Source organism: Aeromonas sp. SE22 (assembly GCF_038739755.1).
Lineage (GTDB): Bacteria > Pseudomonadota > Gammaproteobacteria > Enterobacterales > Aeromonadaceae > Aeromonas > Aeromonas jandaei.
Genome location: NZ_JBCGFD010000021.1, coordinates 18,315 through 33,407 on the forward strand (window position 1 = coordinate 18,315; position 15,093 = coordinate 33,407).

General features: G+C 61.5%; 20 protein-coding genes. 7 read left to right on the forward strand and 13 right to left on the reverse strand.

Going from position 1 to position 15,093, the window contains the following annotated elements; genetic code table 11:
• Positions 1 to 76 precede the first annotated feature (76 nt).
• Both AAHA39_RS19695 and AAHA39_RS19700 read left to right on the forward strand, forming a co-directional pair.
• Complete coding sequence (locus AAHA39_RS19695; RefSeq protein ID WP_042030393.1) at positions 77 to 514, forward strand: flagellar basal body-associated FliL family protein; 438 nt, start codon at positions 77 to 79, stop codon at positions 512 to 514.
• Between the two features lie 110 nt (positions 515 to 624).
• Positions 625 to 789, forward strand: a complete 165-nt coding sequence (locus tag AAHA39_RS19700) for a hypothetical protein (RefSeq protein WP_104016832.1) — start codon at positions 625 to 627, stop codon at positions 787 to 789.
• 18 nt (positions 790 to 807) lie between these two features.
• Here the strand turns inward: AAHA39_RS19700 and AAHA39_RS19705 are convergent, their stop codons facing one another.
• From AAHA39_RS19705 to AAHA39_RS19720, 4 genes are all read right to left on the reverse strand, one after another.
• The gene (locus tag AAHA39_RS19705; protein WP_033113608.1) at positions 808 to 1,140 is read right to left on the reverse strand and encodes a DUF2799 domain-containing protein; all 333 of its coding nucleotides are present in this window, start codon (positions 1,138 to 1,140) and stop codon (positions 808 to 810) included.
• 137 nt (positions 1,141 to 1,277) lie between these two features.
• Positions 1,278 to 1,403, reverse strand: a complete 126-nt coding sequence (locus AAHA39_RS19710) for a hypothetical protein (protein WP_255940094.1) — start codon at positions 1,401 to 1,403, stop codon at positions 1,278 to 1,280.
• Between the two features lie 73 nt (positions 1,404 to 1,476).
• Complete coding sequence (gene acuI / locus AAHA39_RS19715) at positions 1,477 to 2,457, reverse strand: acrylyl-CoA reductase (NADPH) (RefSeq protein WP_320657161.1); 981 nt, start codon at positions 2,455 to 2,457, stop codon at positions 1,477 to 1,479.
• Positions 2,458 to 2,491: 34 nt separating this feature from the next.
• Positions 2,492 to 3,511: a LacI family DNA-binding transcriptional regulator gene (locus AAHA39_RS19720; protein ID WP_215806462.1), complete on the reverse strand. Its 1,020-nt coding sequence runs from the start codon at positions 3,509 to 3,511 to the stop codon at positions 2,492 to 2,494.
• A gap of 251 nt (positions 3,512 to 3,762) precedes the next feature.
• Here AAHA39_RS19720 and AAHA39_RS19725 point away from each other — a divergent pair, with 251 nt between their 5' ends.
• From AAHA39_RS19725 to AAHA39_RS19735, 3 genes are read left to right on the forward strand one after another with little or no spacing between them, the layout of a single operon-like run.
• On the forward strand, positions 3,763 to 4,206 hold the full coding sequence (locus AAHA39_RS19725; RefSeq protein WP_005357408.1) for a PTS sugar transporter subunit IIA: 444 nt from the start codon (positions 3,763 to 3,765) through the stop codon (positions 4,204 to 4,206).
• Between the two features lie 35 nt (positions 4,207 to 4,241).
• Entirely contained in the window at positions 4,242 to 4,529 is a 288-nt protein-coding gene (locus AAHA39_RS19730) for a PTS sugar transporter subunit IIB (protein WP_005356014.1), read from the forward strand.
• Between the two features lie 51 nt (positions 4,530 to 4,580).
• On the forward strand, positions 4,581 to 5,840 hold the full coding sequence (locus AAHA39_RS19735; RefSeq protein ID WP_042030406.1) for a PTS ascorbate transporter subunit IIC: 1,260 nt from the start codon (positions 4,581 to 4,583) through the stop codon (positions 5,838 to 5,840).
• A gap of 77 nt (positions 5,841 to 5,917) precedes the next feature.
• On the opposite strand, the gene waaA is transcribed toward AAHA39_RS19735, so the two are convergent.
• Both waaA and waaF read right to left on the reverse strand, forming a co-directional pair.
• A complete protein-coding gene (waaA, locus tag AAHA39_RS19740) occupies positions 5,918 to 7,183 on the reverse strand; it encodes a lipid IV(A) 3-deoxy-D-manno-octulosonic acid transferase (RefSeq protein ID WP_320657160.1) in 1,266 nt (421 codons plus the stop codon).
• Between the two features lies 1 nt (position 7,184).
• Entirely contained in the window at positions 7,185 to 8,219 is a 1,035-nt protein-coding gene (waaF, locus tag AAHA39_RS19745) for a lipopolysaccharide heptosyltransferase II (RefSeq protein ID WP_320657159.1), read from the reverse strand.
• A 219-nt stretch (positions 8,220 to 8,438) separates the two neighbouring features.
• Between waaF and AAHA39_RS19750 the strand changes: the two genes are divergently transcribed.
• Positions 8,439 to 9,215: a glycosyltransferase family 2 protein gene (locus tag AAHA39_RS19750; RefSeq protein WP_043851870.1), complete on the forward strand. Its 777-nt coding sequence runs from the start codon at positions 8,439 to 8,441 to the stop codon at positions 9,213 to 9,215.
• A gap of 337 nt (positions 9,216 to 9,552) precedes the next feature.
• On the opposite strand, the gene AAHA39_RS19755 is transcribed toward AAHA39_RS19750, so the two are convergent.
• Positions 9,553 to 10,590 (reverse strand): glycosyltransferase family 9 protein, encoded by a 1,038-nt coding sequence (locus AAHA39_RS19755; protein WP_041210780.1) that lies wholly within the window; start codon positions 10,588 to 10,590, stop codon positions 9,553 to 9,555.
• A 134-nt stretch (positions 10,591 to 10,724) separates the two neighbouring features.
• Here AAHA39_RS19755 and coaD point away from each other — a divergent pair, with 134 nt between their 5' ends.
• On the forward strand, positions 10,725 to 11,210 hold the full coding sequence (gene coaD / locus AAHA39_RS19760; protein WP_041210779.1) for a pantetheine-phosphate adenylyltransferase: 486 nt from the start codon (positions 10,725 to 10,727) through the stop codon (positions 11,208 to 11,210).
• 73 nt (positions 11,211 to 11,283) lie between these two features.
• On the opposite strand, the gene AAHA39_RS19765 is transcribed toward coaD, so the two are convergent.
• The 6 genes from AAHA39_RS19765 to radC all read right to left on the reverse strand — a co-directional run bounded on the left by AAHA39_RS19765 (position 11,284) and on the right by radC (position 14,955).
• The gene (locus tag AAHA39_RS19765) at positions 11,284 to 12,156 is read right to left on the reverse strand and encodes a VirK/YbjX family protein (protein ID WP_320657158.1); all 873 of its coding nucleotides are present in this window, start codon (positions 12,154 to 12,156) and stop codon (positions 11,284 to 11,286) included.
• Between the two features lie 176 nt (positions 12,157 to 12,332).
• On the reverse strand, positions 12,333 to 13,145 hold the full coding sequence (gene mutM, locus AAHA39_RS19770) for a bifunctional DNA-formamidopyrimidine glycosylase/DNA-(apurinic or apyrimidinic site) lyase (protein WP_320657157.1): 813 nt from the start codon (positions 13,143 to 13,145) through the stop codon (positions 12,333 to 12,335).
• A 34-nt stretch (positions 13,146 to 13,179) separates the two neighbouring features.
• On the reverse strand, positions 13,180 to 13,635 hold the full coding sequence (locus AAHA39_RS19775; protein WP_041210776.1) for a hypothetical protein: 456 nt from the start codon (positions 13,633 to 13,635) through the stop codon (positions 13,180 to 13,182).
• A 93-nt stretch (positions 13,636 to 13,728) separates the two neighbouring features.
• Positions 13,729 to 13,896: a 50S ribosomal protein L33 gene (gene rpmG / locus AAHA39_RS19780; protein WP_005307500.1), complete on the reverse strand. Its 168-nt coding sequence runs from the start codon at positions 13,894 to 13,896 to the stop codon at positions 13,729 to 13,731.
• 11 nt (positions 13,897 to 13,907) lie between these two features.
• The gene (gene rpmB / locus AAHA39_RS19785) at positions 13,908 to 14,144 is read right to left on the reverse strand and encodes a 50S ribosomal protein L28 (RefSeq protein ID WP_005307492.1); all 237 of its coding nucleotides are present in this window, start codon (positions 14,142 to 14,144) and stop codon (positions 13,908 to 13,910) included.
• A gap of 136 nt (positions 14,145 to 14,280) precedes the next feature.
• Positions 14,281 to 14,955: a RadC family protein gene (gene radC, locus AAHA39_RS19790; protein WP_033113596.1), complete on the reverse strand. Its 675-nt coding sequence runs from the start codon at positions 14,953 to 14,955 to the stop codon at positions 14,281 to 14,283.
• Positions 14,956 to 15,093: the final 138 nt, after the last annotated feature.

The following is a 15,093-nucleotide window of genomic DNA, read 5'->3' on the forward strand; positions in this document are numbered from 1 at the left end:
ATGTAAGAACATCCGTGCTTGACGGCCCCGATGGCAGCATCAAAAATGGGGTATCTCTTGCTGATGAGCCATCCATATGAAGCTATTCAAATTTCTGCTGGTGTTGTTGCTGAGCTGCGGTGCACTTCAGGTCTATGCCTCCGAAGGAGAGGAGCCGCCCGCAGAGGGAGAAGCGGCCGCCGCTCCCAAACCCGGCTTCTACTACCACCTGCTCGATCCGGACATCATCACCAACTACCTGAGCGATGGCAAAACCCTTGGCTACGTCCGGGTGACGGTAGAGTTGATGGCCGCCAACGAGGGCGACCTCAAGCTGCTGGAGCAGCATGATCCGCTGATCCGCGACGCCATCATCCGCCTGATGGGCAGCAAGAGCACCGAGCAGATCAAGTCTCTGGTGAGCCGCGAAGAGCTGCGCAAGGAGTGCGAAGCCAAGGCAAACGAGCTGCTGGTGAAAGAGACCGGCAAGAAAGCGGTGCGCGAGCTCATCTTCACCAAATTCCTCTACCAGTAACGTTTCATTCGCAAACCCGCCAGCAGGATTATCCCCGGCTGGCGGTTTTGTCGTTTATTCGAAATGAAAATTGATTACAATACGCCCGTCGAGTCGTAGAGGTAATCGTTATGGGCAGCAAGACCCTGTGTGAGTGGCGCCGCCACGAAATCCCCACTGATCTCAAAGCGCTGCGCAAGATAATCCGCAAACCCAAATTCGTCTGCGGCAAATGTGCCCGCAGTGCCAACGAGAAAGGCTATCTCTGCCAGCCGCTGCGGCTGAAAGAGGAGTAACGCCTCCCCGTCAGGACGTTATTGATCCGTCCACCCCTGCCGTCCCTGTTCGAACAGCCGGCGGGCCTGCATGTCGTTCGGGCAGACGCCGCGATACTCGCCACCAGAGCGACCGGCCAGATAGAGGTGCTCCGGGCGGCAATACCAGGCCAGCCCTTTCTGGCGCCCCTGCTCCCACAGTTCGCTATCCACCTTCTTGCCGCACTGGGCCTGATGGAACTCGACCCGATCGGCGGTGAACCCCAGCTTGCCATCCGCCTCCCCGACATCACTCCACACCTTCTCGCAGGGATCGTTGTTGGAGGCGCAGCCACCCAGCAGGGCTGCCAGCAGTATGATGGTGAGTCGCATAGTCATCCTTGAGTGTCGTTTGAGCAGTTCATTCTTATCCAGCCACCCCGTGACCACAAGAGGCACACGCCAGCCCTGTGAGCGCCGCAAAAAAATCAGGCGGGCACAATGCCCGCCTGTTCATTCAATGCTGTGGTTCACTGGTCATCGAAAGGGTCATCATCCTGCCAGCTTTCGTCTTCCCACTGATCCAGCTCCTCTTCCCAGGATTCCGGCTCCCAATCATCGTCTGACGAGTCGTAATCCGGCTTGTGTCCACCCATCTTCACTCTCCTTGGATAGTTCACCCGCAATCCAATTTTATCCGGAAATGTCGGGCTCGCCAGTCGTCAGAGTTCAAAGTTTGACCAGGGTGCGCCCCGCGATTTGACCCAGCGTGATGGCCTCGGCAGCCTCGACCACCTGCTCCAGCACGATCTCGGTAACCGCCTGAGCAAAGAAGCTGGCAGGCAGATCCCGTGCCAGTCGCTGCCAAGCCAATTGACGACGTGCCAGCGGGCACATCACCGAATCGACCCCCTGCAGCCGCACATTGCGCAGGATGAAGGGCATCACGCTGGTCGGCAGATCGAAGCCCCCCGCCAGCCCGCAGGCTGCCACGGCGCCGCCGTAGTTCATCTGGGCCAGCAGTTTGGCCAGAACCTGACTGCCGACAGTATCGATGGCACCGGCCCACAACTGTTTCTCCAGCGGTTTGGCAGGCTCCAGAAGCTCGCTGCGCGGCACGATGCGGCTGGCACCGAGCGCAGTCAACATGGCACCCTGCTCTTCGGGGCGGCCGGTCAGCGCCGCCACCTGATAGCCAAGGGCCGCCAGCAGGGCGACCGAGGTGGCCCCCACACCGCCTGCCGCACCGGTGACCAGCACCTCACCGCTTGCCGGGGTAATGCCCGCCTCTTCCAACGCCAGCACGCAGAGCATGGCGGTAAGGCCGGCGGTGCCGATGCACATGGCCTGCCGCTCATCGAGCCCGGCGGGCAACGGCACCAGCCAGTCGCCCTTGACCCGCGCCTGTTCGGCCATGCCGCCCCAGTGCCCTTCGCCCACGCCCCAACCGGTCAGCACCACCTTGTCGCCGGGCTGATAGCGGCTATCGGCAGATTCGAGCACGGTACCGGCGAAGTCGATGCCGGGCACCAGCGGCCACTGACGCACTATCTTGCCCTTGCCGGTGATGGCCAGCCCGTCCTTGTAGTTGATGGAGCTGTAGCTCACCGCTACCCGCACCTCTCCCTCCGGCAACTGGCTCTCGGTCAGTCGGGTCAGGGTCGGAATGGTCTTGCCGTCTTGGTTTTCCAGTAACAGAGCCTTGAACATGGTTGCCTCTTTGATGGGGATTGAAAAGGAACGGTTAGCTGCTTTGGCGCTTTTGCAATTCGAACTCGAGGATCCGGGTCGTCTCTTGCACCTCGTCGCCAGCCAGCTTGTGCAGGATCATCTCGGCAGCCATGCTGCCCATTTTGCGATAGGGAACCTGAACCGATGTGAGGGCAGGATAACAACTCTTCGCCACATCGGAATCATCAAAACCGGCGATAGCCAGCTTGCCGGGCACGCTCAGGTGCCGTCGTTGGCACTCGAACAGTACGCCGGCGGCCAGCTCGTCGTTGACGCAGATAAGTGCATCGAGCTCTGGCCAACGCAGCAGGAATTCACCCAGCATGGCAGCACCGGTGCTGAAACTGGGTGCCTCCGAGGTATTGATCACCATATCGGGCGAGAGATAGTTCTCCAGCATCGCCTGCTGCCAGCCACGCATGCGCTGCTGCAGCATCCACTGCTCCTGACGGGCACAGAGAAAACCGATATTGCGGTAACCCCGCTCGATGAGGTGACGGGTCAGGCGATAACCGGCCTCCTGATTGGAGCCGCCGACACAGAGATCCATGGGATGGGGCACCAAAGCCCCCACCTCCACCACCGGCAGACGACTGTTACGCAATAGCGCCTTGTCATCTGGCGACTCAAGGCAACCCAGCACGATCACGGCGGCGGGGTTGTATTGCAACAACTGCTCCAGATGCTCGCTCTGCTGGCGCAGATGCTGGGCGTCGCCCAGTACCAGCTGATAACCGGCCTTCATCAAGATGGGTTGCAACCCGGCCATCAATTCGGCACTGGCACGATCAAGCAGGCTCGGCACTATCACCAGAATCACATGGGAAGTACCCGACGCCAGCGCACCGGCGGCACGATTGGGGATATAGCCGAGCTCTTCCACCGCGGCTTCGATACGCTCGCGCATCTTGTCGGAGACCAGTTCGGGGGTGCGCAGGGCACGGGAGACCGTCATGGCCCCCACTCCGGCCAGCTGGGCCACATCGTTGAGGGTCACCCGACCCGTGCTACGGCGCTTTTTCGCTTCTGACATCCATCCCTTCCTCGGCTTGCGGCTGCTCACTTTAAGGCAAAAGAGCGCCACTGACTATTTGCTCAGGGCCGATTCTACTCTCTTTCCCCTACCGCAGGGGCAGGATGGCTCCCGTTAATGGGTGAAGTGATAGCGCTATCACAGTTTCATGTTAGCGCTATCTGATAGCGCTAACTTTCGCGATCACCCTCACAGTTTCACCACCGCAAGATCGATAGATTGGCGCCATCTTAACTAGCCGGATCACCACCATGCTGACTCAACTGCTGACCGAGGATGTCATCCGCATCGAACCCGCAGCCCGCGACTGGCGCCACGCCATCGAGCTGGCCACGGCGCCCCTGCTGGCCAATGGCACCATCGAACCCTCCTACGTGGCGGCGCTGTTTCGCTCTCATGAGGAGCTCGGCCCCTACTACGTACTGGGCCCCGGTCTGGCGATGCCCCACGCTCGCCCCGAGGACGGAGTCAACCAGCTGGGTCTGGGGCTGACCGTCATCAAGCAGGGTGTCAACTTCGACTCCGAGGGCAACGACCCGATCCAGCTGCTGATCACCCTGGCCGCCAGCGACAGCAACTCCCACGTGGAGACCATCGCCCAGCTGGCCGAGCTGTTTATGAATGAAGAGGACGTGGCGGCCATCATTGCGGCCGACACCAAAGACGACATCCTGCGCATTCTGGCGCGCTACTGATCTGCGCCACGGCGCACCTGACAGAGGAAGAGACAATGAAAATTCTGGTTGTATGCGGTCACGGTCTGGGCACCAGCCTGATGATGGAGATGAGCATTAAGAGCATCCTGAAAGAGCTGGCAGTCACCGCCGAGGTGGATCACCGCGATCTGGCCTCCGCCGGCAGCGAAACCGCCGAGATCTTTGTCGCCACCCGCGACATCGCCGAGCAGCTGCAATCCATGGGCGTCAATGGCCGTCTGGTGGCCCTCGACAACATGGTCGACAAGGCCGCGATGAAAGAGAAGCTCGCCACCGCCCTACGCGAACTGGGCGCCCTCTAAGGATCCTCCATGCGGCCTGCGGGCCGCATCTTCCATTGCCAGGAGCTGACCATGGAATTTTTCAACTTTCTGATGTTTGACGTGCTGTCCGAGCCCGCCGTGCTGGTCGGCCTGATCGCACTTATCGGCCTGATTGCCCAGAAGAAACCGGTGACCGAGTGCATCAAGGGCACGGTCAAGACCATCATGGGTTTCGTCATTCTGGGGGCCGGTGCCACCCTAGTGATCAACTCGCTGGGTGACTTTGCCGTCATCTTCCAGCACGCCTTCGGCATCAAGGGGGTCGTCCCCAACAACGAAGCCATCGTCTCCATCGCCCAGACCTCGTTTGGCAAGGAGATGGCGATGATCATGTTCTTCGCCATGCTGGTGAACATCCTGATCGCCCGTCTGACTCCGTGGAAATTCATCTTCCTGACCGGTCACCACACCCTGTTCATGTCGATGATGGTGGCGGTGATCCTCTCTGCCGGTGGCATGAGCGGCGTGCCGCTGATCGCGGTGGGCAGTCTGGTGGTCGGTGTCGCCATGGTCTTCTTCCCGGCCATCGCCCACCCCTTCATGAAGCAGATCACCGGCTCCGACGACGTGGCGCTGGGCCACTTCTCCACCTGCTCCTACGTGCTCTCCGCCCTGATCGGTGCCAAGTTCGGCAACAAGGCCCACAGCTGCGAAGATGTGCAGGTACCGAAGAGCCTGCTGTTCCTGCGCGATACCCCGGTGGCCATCTCCTTCACCATGGGCATCATCTTCCTGGTGACCTCCGCCTTCGCCGGCCCCGAGTTTGTCTCCAGCGTCGCCAAGGGCAAGCACTGGTTCATGTTCTCCCTGATGCAGTCCATCACCTTCGCCGCCGGTGTCTACGTCATCCTGCAAGGTGTGCGGATGGTCATCGCCGAGATCGTACCGGCCTTCAAGGGGATCTCCGACAAGCTGGTGCCAAACGCCAAGCCGGCACTCGACTGCCCCATCGTCTTCCCCTACGCCCCCAACGCCGTGCTGATCGGCTTCCTGTCGAGCTTTGCCGCCGGCCTGGTGGGGATGGCGCTGCTCTACGCCATGGGCCTGACCGTCATCATCCCGGGCGTGGTACCGCACTTCTTCGTCGGCGCCGCTGCTGGGGTCTTCGGCAACGCCACCGGTGGTCGTCGTGGCGCCATTCTGGGCGCCTTCGCCAACGGCCTGCTGCTGCTCACCATTCTGCCGGTGTTCCTGCTGCCGGTACTGGGCGACCTCGGCTTCGCCAACACCACCTTCAGCGACTCCGACTTCGGTGTGGTCGGCATCCTGCTGGGGCTGATCGTTCGCTAATTCCGGCCACCGCCAAAAACAAAACGGAGCGCATCGCGCTCCGTTTTTTTATGGCTGAGATGTATGAAAGCTGACACTCAGTCGTTCTCCAGCGCAGTGAGGCAGTGCGAGAGGGTGCGCGCCAGCGCTCCCTGATTGCGCAGCACCACGGCGCGAGCCTGCTCCCCCATCTCGCGGCGGGCGTTGCCGTCGGCAAACAGCTGGCTCACCCGCTCGCCCAGCTCGGCGGCATCGGCCACAACGGCCGCGCCACCCTGAGCCACCAGCTGGCGGGTGATATCGCTGAAGTTGAAATAGGCGGGGCCGGTCAGGCAAGGCTTGCCGAGGGCCGCCGGTTCCAGCAGGTTGTGACCGCCGATCTTCACCAGACTGCCGCCGACGAAGGCCACATCGGCCGCCGCCAGCATCAGCGGCAGCTCGCCCATGGTATCGCCGAGATAGACCTTATCCCCGGCACCCACCGCAGCACCATCAGTGCGCCGCACGCAGCCGTAAGGGGCACACAGCTCGGCCACCCGGTCGAACCGCTCGGGGTGGCGCGGCACCAGAATGAGCAGCGCGTCGGGATGGCGTTTGAGCAGCATATCGAAGGCGGCCAGCACCTGCTCATCCTCACCCAGATGGGTGCTGGCGGCGATCCAGACCGGCCGATCCGCCCCCAGCTGCTGGCGCAGGGCACGTCCTTTGGCCTGTACCTCGTCACCAAACTGGATGTCGAACTTGATGGAGCCGGTCACCGCCAACCGCGAACGATCGATGCCGAGGCGGGCGAAGCGGTCGGCGTCATCCTGATGCTGGCAGAGCAGATGGGTCAGTGGCCGGCTCAGGGCGTCGAAGGCGCCGTGGAAGCGGGCATAACGCTGGCAGGAACGCTCGGAGAGGCGGGCATTGATGATGGTCACCGGCAGATGGCGCGCCTCACAGGCGGCCAGCCAGTTCGGCCACAGCTCGGTCTCCATCACCCAGAGCGCGCGCGGCTTGAAGGTGTCGAGAAAGGCGGCAATGGCCCAGGGGTAGTCGAGCGGCGCGTAGCGATGGATCACCAGATCCCCCAGCTTGGCAGCCTGATCGGCACCGGTGCGGGTGGTGGTGGTGAGCAGGATCGGCAGATCGGGCCGCTCCGCCTTGAGGGCGCGAATGAGCGGCGTGATGGCCAGCGTCTCCCCCACGCTCACCGCATGGATCCAGAGCGGCGCCTCCTGTCCGGTGGCGGGCAGCCGCCCGAGATGCTCGGCCCAGCGCTTGCCAAAGCCGGGCTTGCCTTTCTTCGGCTTGTAGAGGGCCAGCAGCGCCAGCGGCAATCCCAGATGGATCAGCAGGTTGTAGAGCAGACGGTAGGGCATCTTACTGACTCTGCTCCAGCTTCTTGCAGGCATCGACCACCTGCTCCGGCGCCAGGTCGATCAGGCACTTGAGATGACCGAATTTGCAGGTGCGCTTGAAGCAGGGGCGACACTCGATATCGGTGTGAACGATCTCGACCCGATCCGCCAGCGGCGGAGTATAGAGTGGCGAGGTGGAGCCATAGACGCCCACCAGCGGCCGGTTGAGGGCGGCGGCGATGTGCATCAGGCCGGAGTCGTTGGAGATGACCCGGCTGGCCAGCGCCATCAGATCGATCGCCTCGTGCAGACTGGTCTTGCCCGCCAGCACGTGGCAGTTGGGGCGGGTCAGCAGGTTGACTCGATCCCGGATGGTATTGGCTACCGGCACATCCTTGTTGGAGCCGAAGATCCACACCTGCCACCCCTCGTCCAGATGCTGCTGGGCCACTACGGCGTAGTGCCCCTCCGGCCAGCGCTTGGCCGGGCCAAACTCGGCACCGGGGCAGAGCACCAGCACCGGGCGGGCGCGATCCAGCCCCAGTCGCTCCAGCGCCTTGCTCTGGTTGATCAGATCGACGTGGAGCGCCGGATGCGGAATGGTCAGAATATCGGCCCGGCTCTTCATCTGCTCCTTGGGATAAGCGAGCGCCAGATAGCCCTCCACCATCAGCGGGAAGGCGGACTTGTTGCTGCGTATATCATTGAGCAGGCCGAAGCGGTGCTCCCCTTTCCAGCCGGTACGCACCGGAATGCGGGCAAACCAGGGGATCAGCGCCGATTTCATGGAGTTGGGCTGGACGATGGCCTGATCGTACTTCTCGGCCGCCAGCTGCTTGCCGAGGCGGCGGCGCGCCACCAGCTTGAAGTCACCGTGGCCGAGGGGCATGGTGATCGCCTTGTCCACCTCCGGCATCCGCTCCAGCAGGGCGCAGCACCAGGCGGGGGCCATCACGTGCAGCTCGCACTCGGGATGGTTGGCCTTGATCGCCTTGTAGAGACTCTGGGACATCACCATGTCGCCGACCCAGGAGGGGCCGATCACCAATATTTTCATTACGCGTCTTCTCTCGGGTCTGGCCCGGCGGTTAATCATCACTGGGCGAGATTATGCCCCAAGAATGGTCGGATAAATAACAGAAGATCCTTGGTAGTCGCCTCTGCTTTGCCTCGGCCAGCCACCACCCGGGTCATGCCCCGGCCACGCTTTTAGGCTAGAATGGGCGCCAATTCGAGCATGTCCCGCCAGACGGGCAACAACCGAGAGCCCCATTTCGTGAAAAAACCGACTCTGGCTGCCGTTCTGATCGTCAAGAATGAAGCCGACAACCTGCGCAAGTGCCTCGCCTCCCTCGACGGACTGGTGGACGAGATCGTCATTCTGGACTCAGGCAGTCAGGACGAGACCCCGGCCATCGCCGCCGAATTTGGGGCCCGTTTCTTCGTCAACGCCAAGTGGCCCGGCTTTGGCAAACAGCGCCGACTGGCCCAGTCTCATGTGCAGTCCGACTGGGTGCTGTGGCTGGATGCCGACGAGCGGCTCACCCCCGAGCTGAAAACCGCCATCGCCAACGTGATGGCCAATCCGGCCAGCGACACCATCTACTCGCTGCCGCGCCTCTCCTGGGTCTTTGGCCGCTTTATCCGCCACAGCGGCTGGTATCCGGATCGGGTGCTGCGCCTCTATCCCAAGGCGCTCACCAGCTACAATGAGGCGCTGGTGCACGAGAAGGTGGAAGTGCGCGCCAACATGAAGATCGTCAACCTCTACGGCGACCTGCACCACTTCACCTATCGGGATCTGGAGCACTATCTGGTCAAATCGGCCGGTTATGCCCGCGCCTGGGCCGATCAGCGCACCGCTCGCGGCAAGAAGGGCTCCCTCAGTCAGGGGCTGATGCACGCCGTCGGCTGCTTCATCAAGATGTACCTGCTCAAGGCAGGCTTCCTCGACGGCAAGCAGGGGTTGCTGCTGGCGATCCTTTCCTCCCACTCCACCTTCGTCAAATACGCCGACCTCTGGGTGCGCCAGCAACCACAGCAGCCGGAATAGCGCCGTACCCCACCCCACCGCAAGTTCGTCAATTCGCCCCTTGTTCCAGCGGAACAAGGGGCGAATGGCATGGCGGCAGATCGGGCAGAGCCCTTGCAGAGCGCGCAATGGCCATGACGGAGGGCGGCAGGGCTTAGCTCGATCGCTATAAGCTGAATTTATGAGTTTTGCTTAAATGACCCCACTCCAGCTTATACCGGCAGGAACCGTGTCAGCAGGGTGCTGACAGGGCCGCAAAAGGGCTGCCGGGGCCATGTCCGATCTGCTGGTCTGTCAGCTGCGATCATCACCATACAAAACAGGGCCCCGCGGGGCCCTGTCTGCATTGCTGCATGGGTTACTTGCGCCAGAAGGGCGCCGCCCAGCGGGCCATCTCCGGCACCATGGCTTTGGGATCGAGCTGGCTCATATCCTCCGGGTGATCGCTGTCCTCCGGCGGGCTGAAGGCGAGGTGGCGTCCTTCGCTGTTGAGGGGCTTCCAGCGCAGCGGGGTGGCGGAGCGGCGCATCGGGAAGAAGCCAATGGTCGGCACGTCGAGCGCCCCGGCGATATGGAGCGGGCCGGTACTGCCGGCGATAAACAAAGCGGCGTTGGCCAGCACCTGACAGAACATCGGCAGACCGTCGCTGGAGCGGTAGATCCAGCCGTTGCCACCGTGGGCCAGCAGCTCGGCCGCCAGCTGTTCGGCCATCTTCTCCTCGCCCGGGCCGGCGGTCAGCACGCACTGCAGCTCGGGGCAGGCCTGGTTCAGCTTGATGATGATGCGGGCATACTGCTCGATGGAGAGGTTGTTGGCCGAGCCACCGCTGCCGGCGTGCACCATCAGCCAGGGGCGGCTGGCATCGAGCTTGAGCTTGGCCGCCAGCTGCTCGCGCACCTGCTGCAGGCTCGCCTCATCGAAACTGAGGAAGGGAGTCTTGGGCTCCACCACGGCGACCTGATGATCGGTCAGGAAGCGACGGATCAGCTCCAGATTGTATTCGGACTCCGGCTTCTGGGAGCGGGATCGGCGTTGCACCAGACGCTGGTTGTAGAGCACCTGCGCCAGCTTGGTCGCCGGCGCCAGCCGGTAAGGGATGTGTGCCTTCCACACCAGCATGGCGTTGCGGGAGTTGGAGAAGAGGCAGATGGACGCGTCGAACGCCGCCGCCTTGATCCGGGCCAGCAGTGCCCGCTGTTGCTCCTTGTCGGCTCGCACGCCCGGATCGATGATCACCTCGTCAATCCAGGGGCAGAGCCGGGCCAGCGGGGCCGTGTAGGCCGGAACCAGGGCAGTCACATGACACTCCATGGAGCCTTTGAGCATGGCGAAGCTCGGCCACGCCAGCATGAAGTCACCAATCTTGTCATTGCGAACGACCAGAATACGTTTCATAAAAAATCCCTTTGCTCCCTGTCACCAATGCAGGGAGGCTTGATGCGCGATGGCGTATTCTTGCCTGATGCACTGCTATTCTCAAGCGACGACCTTATAATGCGACCAAATTTCCAGGTTGCAGGACCGCAAAGATGACTACCAGGGTGATCTATCCCGGGACATTTGATCCCGTTACCAATGGCCATGCCGACCTGATCGGCCGCGCCGCCAAGCTGTTTGACGAGGTGATCGTCGGTGTCGCCAACAGCCCGAGCAAGCGCCCGCTGTTCGATCTGGCGGAACGTGTCCAGCTTGTCCAGCAAGTGACCAGCCAGCTTCCCAACGTCAAGGTGGTCGGCTTCTCCGGGCTGCTGGTCGATTTTGCCAAAGAGCATCAGGCCAACGTGCTGATCCGCGGCCTGCGCGCCGTCTCCGACTTCGAGTACGAGTTCCAGCTGGCCAACATGAACCGCCGCCTGATGCCGGAGCTGGAGAGCGTCTTCCTCACCCCGGCCGAGGAGAACTCCTTTATCTCCTCCACTCTGGTGAAAGAGGTGGCGCTGCACGGTGGCGACATCCGCCAGTTTGTCGACCCCGTGGTGGCCCAGGCCATCGCCGCCAAACAGCAGCAGCGCTAATCCCTCCCCTGATGGGCTGAAACGAACAAGGGCTACCCGTGGGTAGCCCTTGTTGCATCAACGCACTGCACGCCTAACGGCGGGCAAACTGCTCGCGGATCGCCAGCTCCAGCTGATCGAGCCACTCGTAACGACGCCGGTACATGGCCCGCTTCTTGGAAGCGATCTCCTCCAGCGGCTTGCGCGGCTGCAACTGCAGGGCGACAAAGTTGGCATCCACATCCTGCGAGCCAAACTCCTGCCACAACTCGTCGTAATCGGCTTGCAGGTTGGCTTTCTGCTTGCTGCTGTAACGCTTGGCCTGAAACACGTGAGCCCGTTTGCGCACCGCCAGCACCTCGCCGCTGCCCATCGCCAGCGCCAGCTGCTGCACCAGTTGCACCAGCAGGGATTTGGGCCGCAGACCCTGCCCCTCCTTGGTCAGCTCGCGCACCTTATCCTGCGCGTTGGCCACTCCGGGTTCCGGCCCCTGCATGGAGCCGATCACCAGATGCAGCTGCTCGGCGCTGCCAGCCAGCGAGAAGGCACAGCTGTAGAGACGCAGCCCCTCGCTATCGATGATGGAGAGGGCCAGCTCGGCCTCGCGGCGGAAGGTGCCGTCATGGCGCAGCACGATGCGGCAATCGCTCTGGGGATAACGCCCCAGCTCGATGCCGCCCGCCAGATAGAGCGGCTCAACCAGCTGTGGATAGCAACTCAGCTGCAGCTGATAGTGGTTTTCCAGCATCTCGGCCCGCTGACGGGCACTGGCACTGGCGAAGCGATAGGGACGCATCGGCTTGTCGAGCAGCTCGGGATAACGGGCCGGCAGCGCCTTGAGCGGCTCGGCCTGAAACAGGGTAAAGACACGGGTCAGCTGCTCGCGGTAAAGCAGGCTGCGCAGCACGAACTTGCCGCGATTGAAGGTCTGGCGCTCGCTTCCCTCCGGATAGAGGTAGCTGGCCATGGATTTTGCGCAATAGCGCTCCAGCCGGGATAAATGCTCCCAGTCTATTGATTTAACAGTCATTTTTATTTCTCAAACCGCCTGAACGGACGAGATACTAGAGACAACTGTGCAAATCTTCAACAGCCGGGAAATACGCTGTTACAACTTTCCGCAAATTCGGCGAAAAAGTGCCCTTAACGCTGGCAATGGGAGCAAAATACCGTGGTTCTCTGGCCTATTTTTACTTCGCTCAGCAAGGTCTGACAGTGGAAACAGGGCTGGCCGCCACGGCCGTAAACCTGCAGCTGCTGCACGAAATAGCCAGGCTTGCCATCGGCACTGGTGAAATCCTTGAGGGTGGTACCGCCCTGTCTGATGGCTTCGGCCAGTACCCGCTTGATCTCGGCCACCAGCTTCTCCAGCCGCTCGCCACTGATATTGCCCGCCGCCCGTTTGGGGTGGATCCCCGCCGCAAAGAGCGCCTCGTTGGCGTAGATGTTGCCCACCCCGACCACCACCTGATTGTCCATCAGGAACTGCTTGATGGCTGTGCTGCGCCCCTTGGCGCGCTCACGCAGGTAATCGCCATTGAAGGCATCGGTGAGCGGCTCAGGCCCCAGCTTGGCCAGCAGGGCATGCGCCTCGGCCGGGTCGCGAGTCCAGAGCAGAGCGCCGAAACGGCGCGGATCGTTGAGCCGCAGCAGCTTGCCATTCTCCAGCTCGATATCCACATGGTCGTGCTTCTCGGCCGGGGTGCCGATATCCAGCACCCGCAGGCTGCCTGACATCCCCAGATGGAGGATGGCGGTGCCGAAATCGGTCTCCAGCAGCAGATACTTGGCGCGGCGGCGTACCTGATGGATGGTGAGGTCCACCAGCTCCTGAATTTCGCCTGGCACCGGCCAGCGCAGGCGGCCATCGCGCACCACCACTCGGGTGACCTTGATGCCGGTAAGCCAGGGGGAGATCCCCTGCCGGCTGACTTCTACTTCTGGCAATTCAGGCATTGGTACCTCGCAAACAGAGTCGACTGGTGGACAATCAGGGGGCAGGACGCATCAGGTCGCGATACTGCTCGGCAGTGAGGGAGAGCCAGAGGCCGGAGGGGAGCTGAGCACCATACTGGCCACTGTTCTGATAGAGGGCGATCGTCTGCGGGTCATTTTGCCCGGCAATCCACACCCTGAGGGTAACGGGGGCACCGCGTACCGCTTCGCCGGGTGGCAGCAGCCAGCCCTGCCAGCGCTCGATATGGGCCGCCAGCTGATTGCTGTCGAGCCCCAAATCCGGCCCGCTGCGCCAGCCATGGCCGATCCGCTCAATCTGCCAGCTTGGTCCCTGCCAGGTGAGCACCACCGCATCCTCCGGCAGCAGCGGACGCGCGCGTTTGGCGCTGTTCTCCTGCTGGGCCAGTTCCAGCCGGTGCAGCAGGGTGATCACGATCAGTACCACCACGATGATCACGTTGTTCCAGCCTTTGCGGCTCAATTTGAACATGGCAAGCCTCCCTTTGAACCGGCAGTGTACTGAATTCGGCGCATAAAAAAACCCGGCACAAGGCCGGGTTTTTGGGAATGCAGCATCAAGTAATTACTTGATTTTGCCTTCCTTGTAGATCACATGCTGACGAACAACGGGATCAAACTTTTTGATTTCCATTTTTTCGGGCATGGTGCGCTTGTTTTTGGTAGTGGTATAGAAGTGACCAGTACCGGCGCTGGAGTTCAGGCGAATTTTCTCGCGAATACCTTTAGCCATGATCTAATTCCTTATACCTTAACACCGCTGGCGCGCAGTTCAGCCAGAACCACTTCAACGCCACGCTTGTCGATGATACGCATGCCTTTTGCGGATACGCGCAGGCTTACGAAGCGTTTTTCACTCTCAACCCAGAAACGGTGAGTGTGCAGGTTCGGCAGGAAACGACGCTTGGTAGCGTTGTTAGCGTGCGAACGGTTGTTACCAACTGCCGGGCGCTTGCCGGTTACTTGGCATACTCTAGACATGTCAGTCTCTCCAAATCTTACTTCATTGCTCGAGCAAATATCTGCCCCGCTGGCCTTCGATTGCGGGGCAAACAGAAGGCGGCATTTTATACAGCATCCGTGATCAAAGATCAACTAATACGGTGCCAGAGCACAGTTATAGCCAACCGCGCTCGGCAAAAGAAACCGTGATGCCATCACCGATCACCAAGTGATCCAGCACTCTGATATCGATCAGGGCCAAAGCGGCCGTGATCCGATCCGTGATCTGGCGGTCGGCCCTACTGGGCTCGGCGACGCCGGACGGGTGATTATGCGCCAGAATCACCGCGGCTGCATTATGTTTGAGCGCGATCTGCACGATTTCTCTTGGCCAGACGCTCGCCGAATCGATTGTGCCGTAAAAAAGCTCAACAAATTGAATGACTCTGTGCTGATTGTCGAGCAACAGCAGGGCAAACACCTCGCGCGGCCGATCCCGCAACTGGGCCTGTAGATAGTCGCGGGTCAGCTGGGGTGAGGTGAGAGCATCGCCCCGCTGCAACTGCTGCGCCAGATGGCGTTTGGCCATCTCCAGCACCGCCTGCAACTGGGCATATTTGGCCGGGCCGAGGCCGTGTGCCTCGCAGAAAGCGCGCTGATCCGCGCCCAGCAGATTGCGCAGCGATCCGAACTGATTCAACAGGTTACGGGAGAGATCGACCGCACTCAGGCCATTGACGCCGGTGCGCAGGAAGATGGCTAGCAGCTCGGCATCGCTGAGCACCGTCGGCCCCTGTCGCAGCAGCTTCTCTCTGGGACGTTCATCTTCCGGCCACTCCTTGATGCTCATTTGTCTCTCCTCTCTCCCTGTTGAGGAAAAACATAGCAAATATTTGCGTGTTCCCCGCCACAACCCCTTGATGCCAACCCCTGTCGTCATCCCCTGCCTGTGGTATCTTAACCGACCAGTCAAAGTGAGCCGGATAGA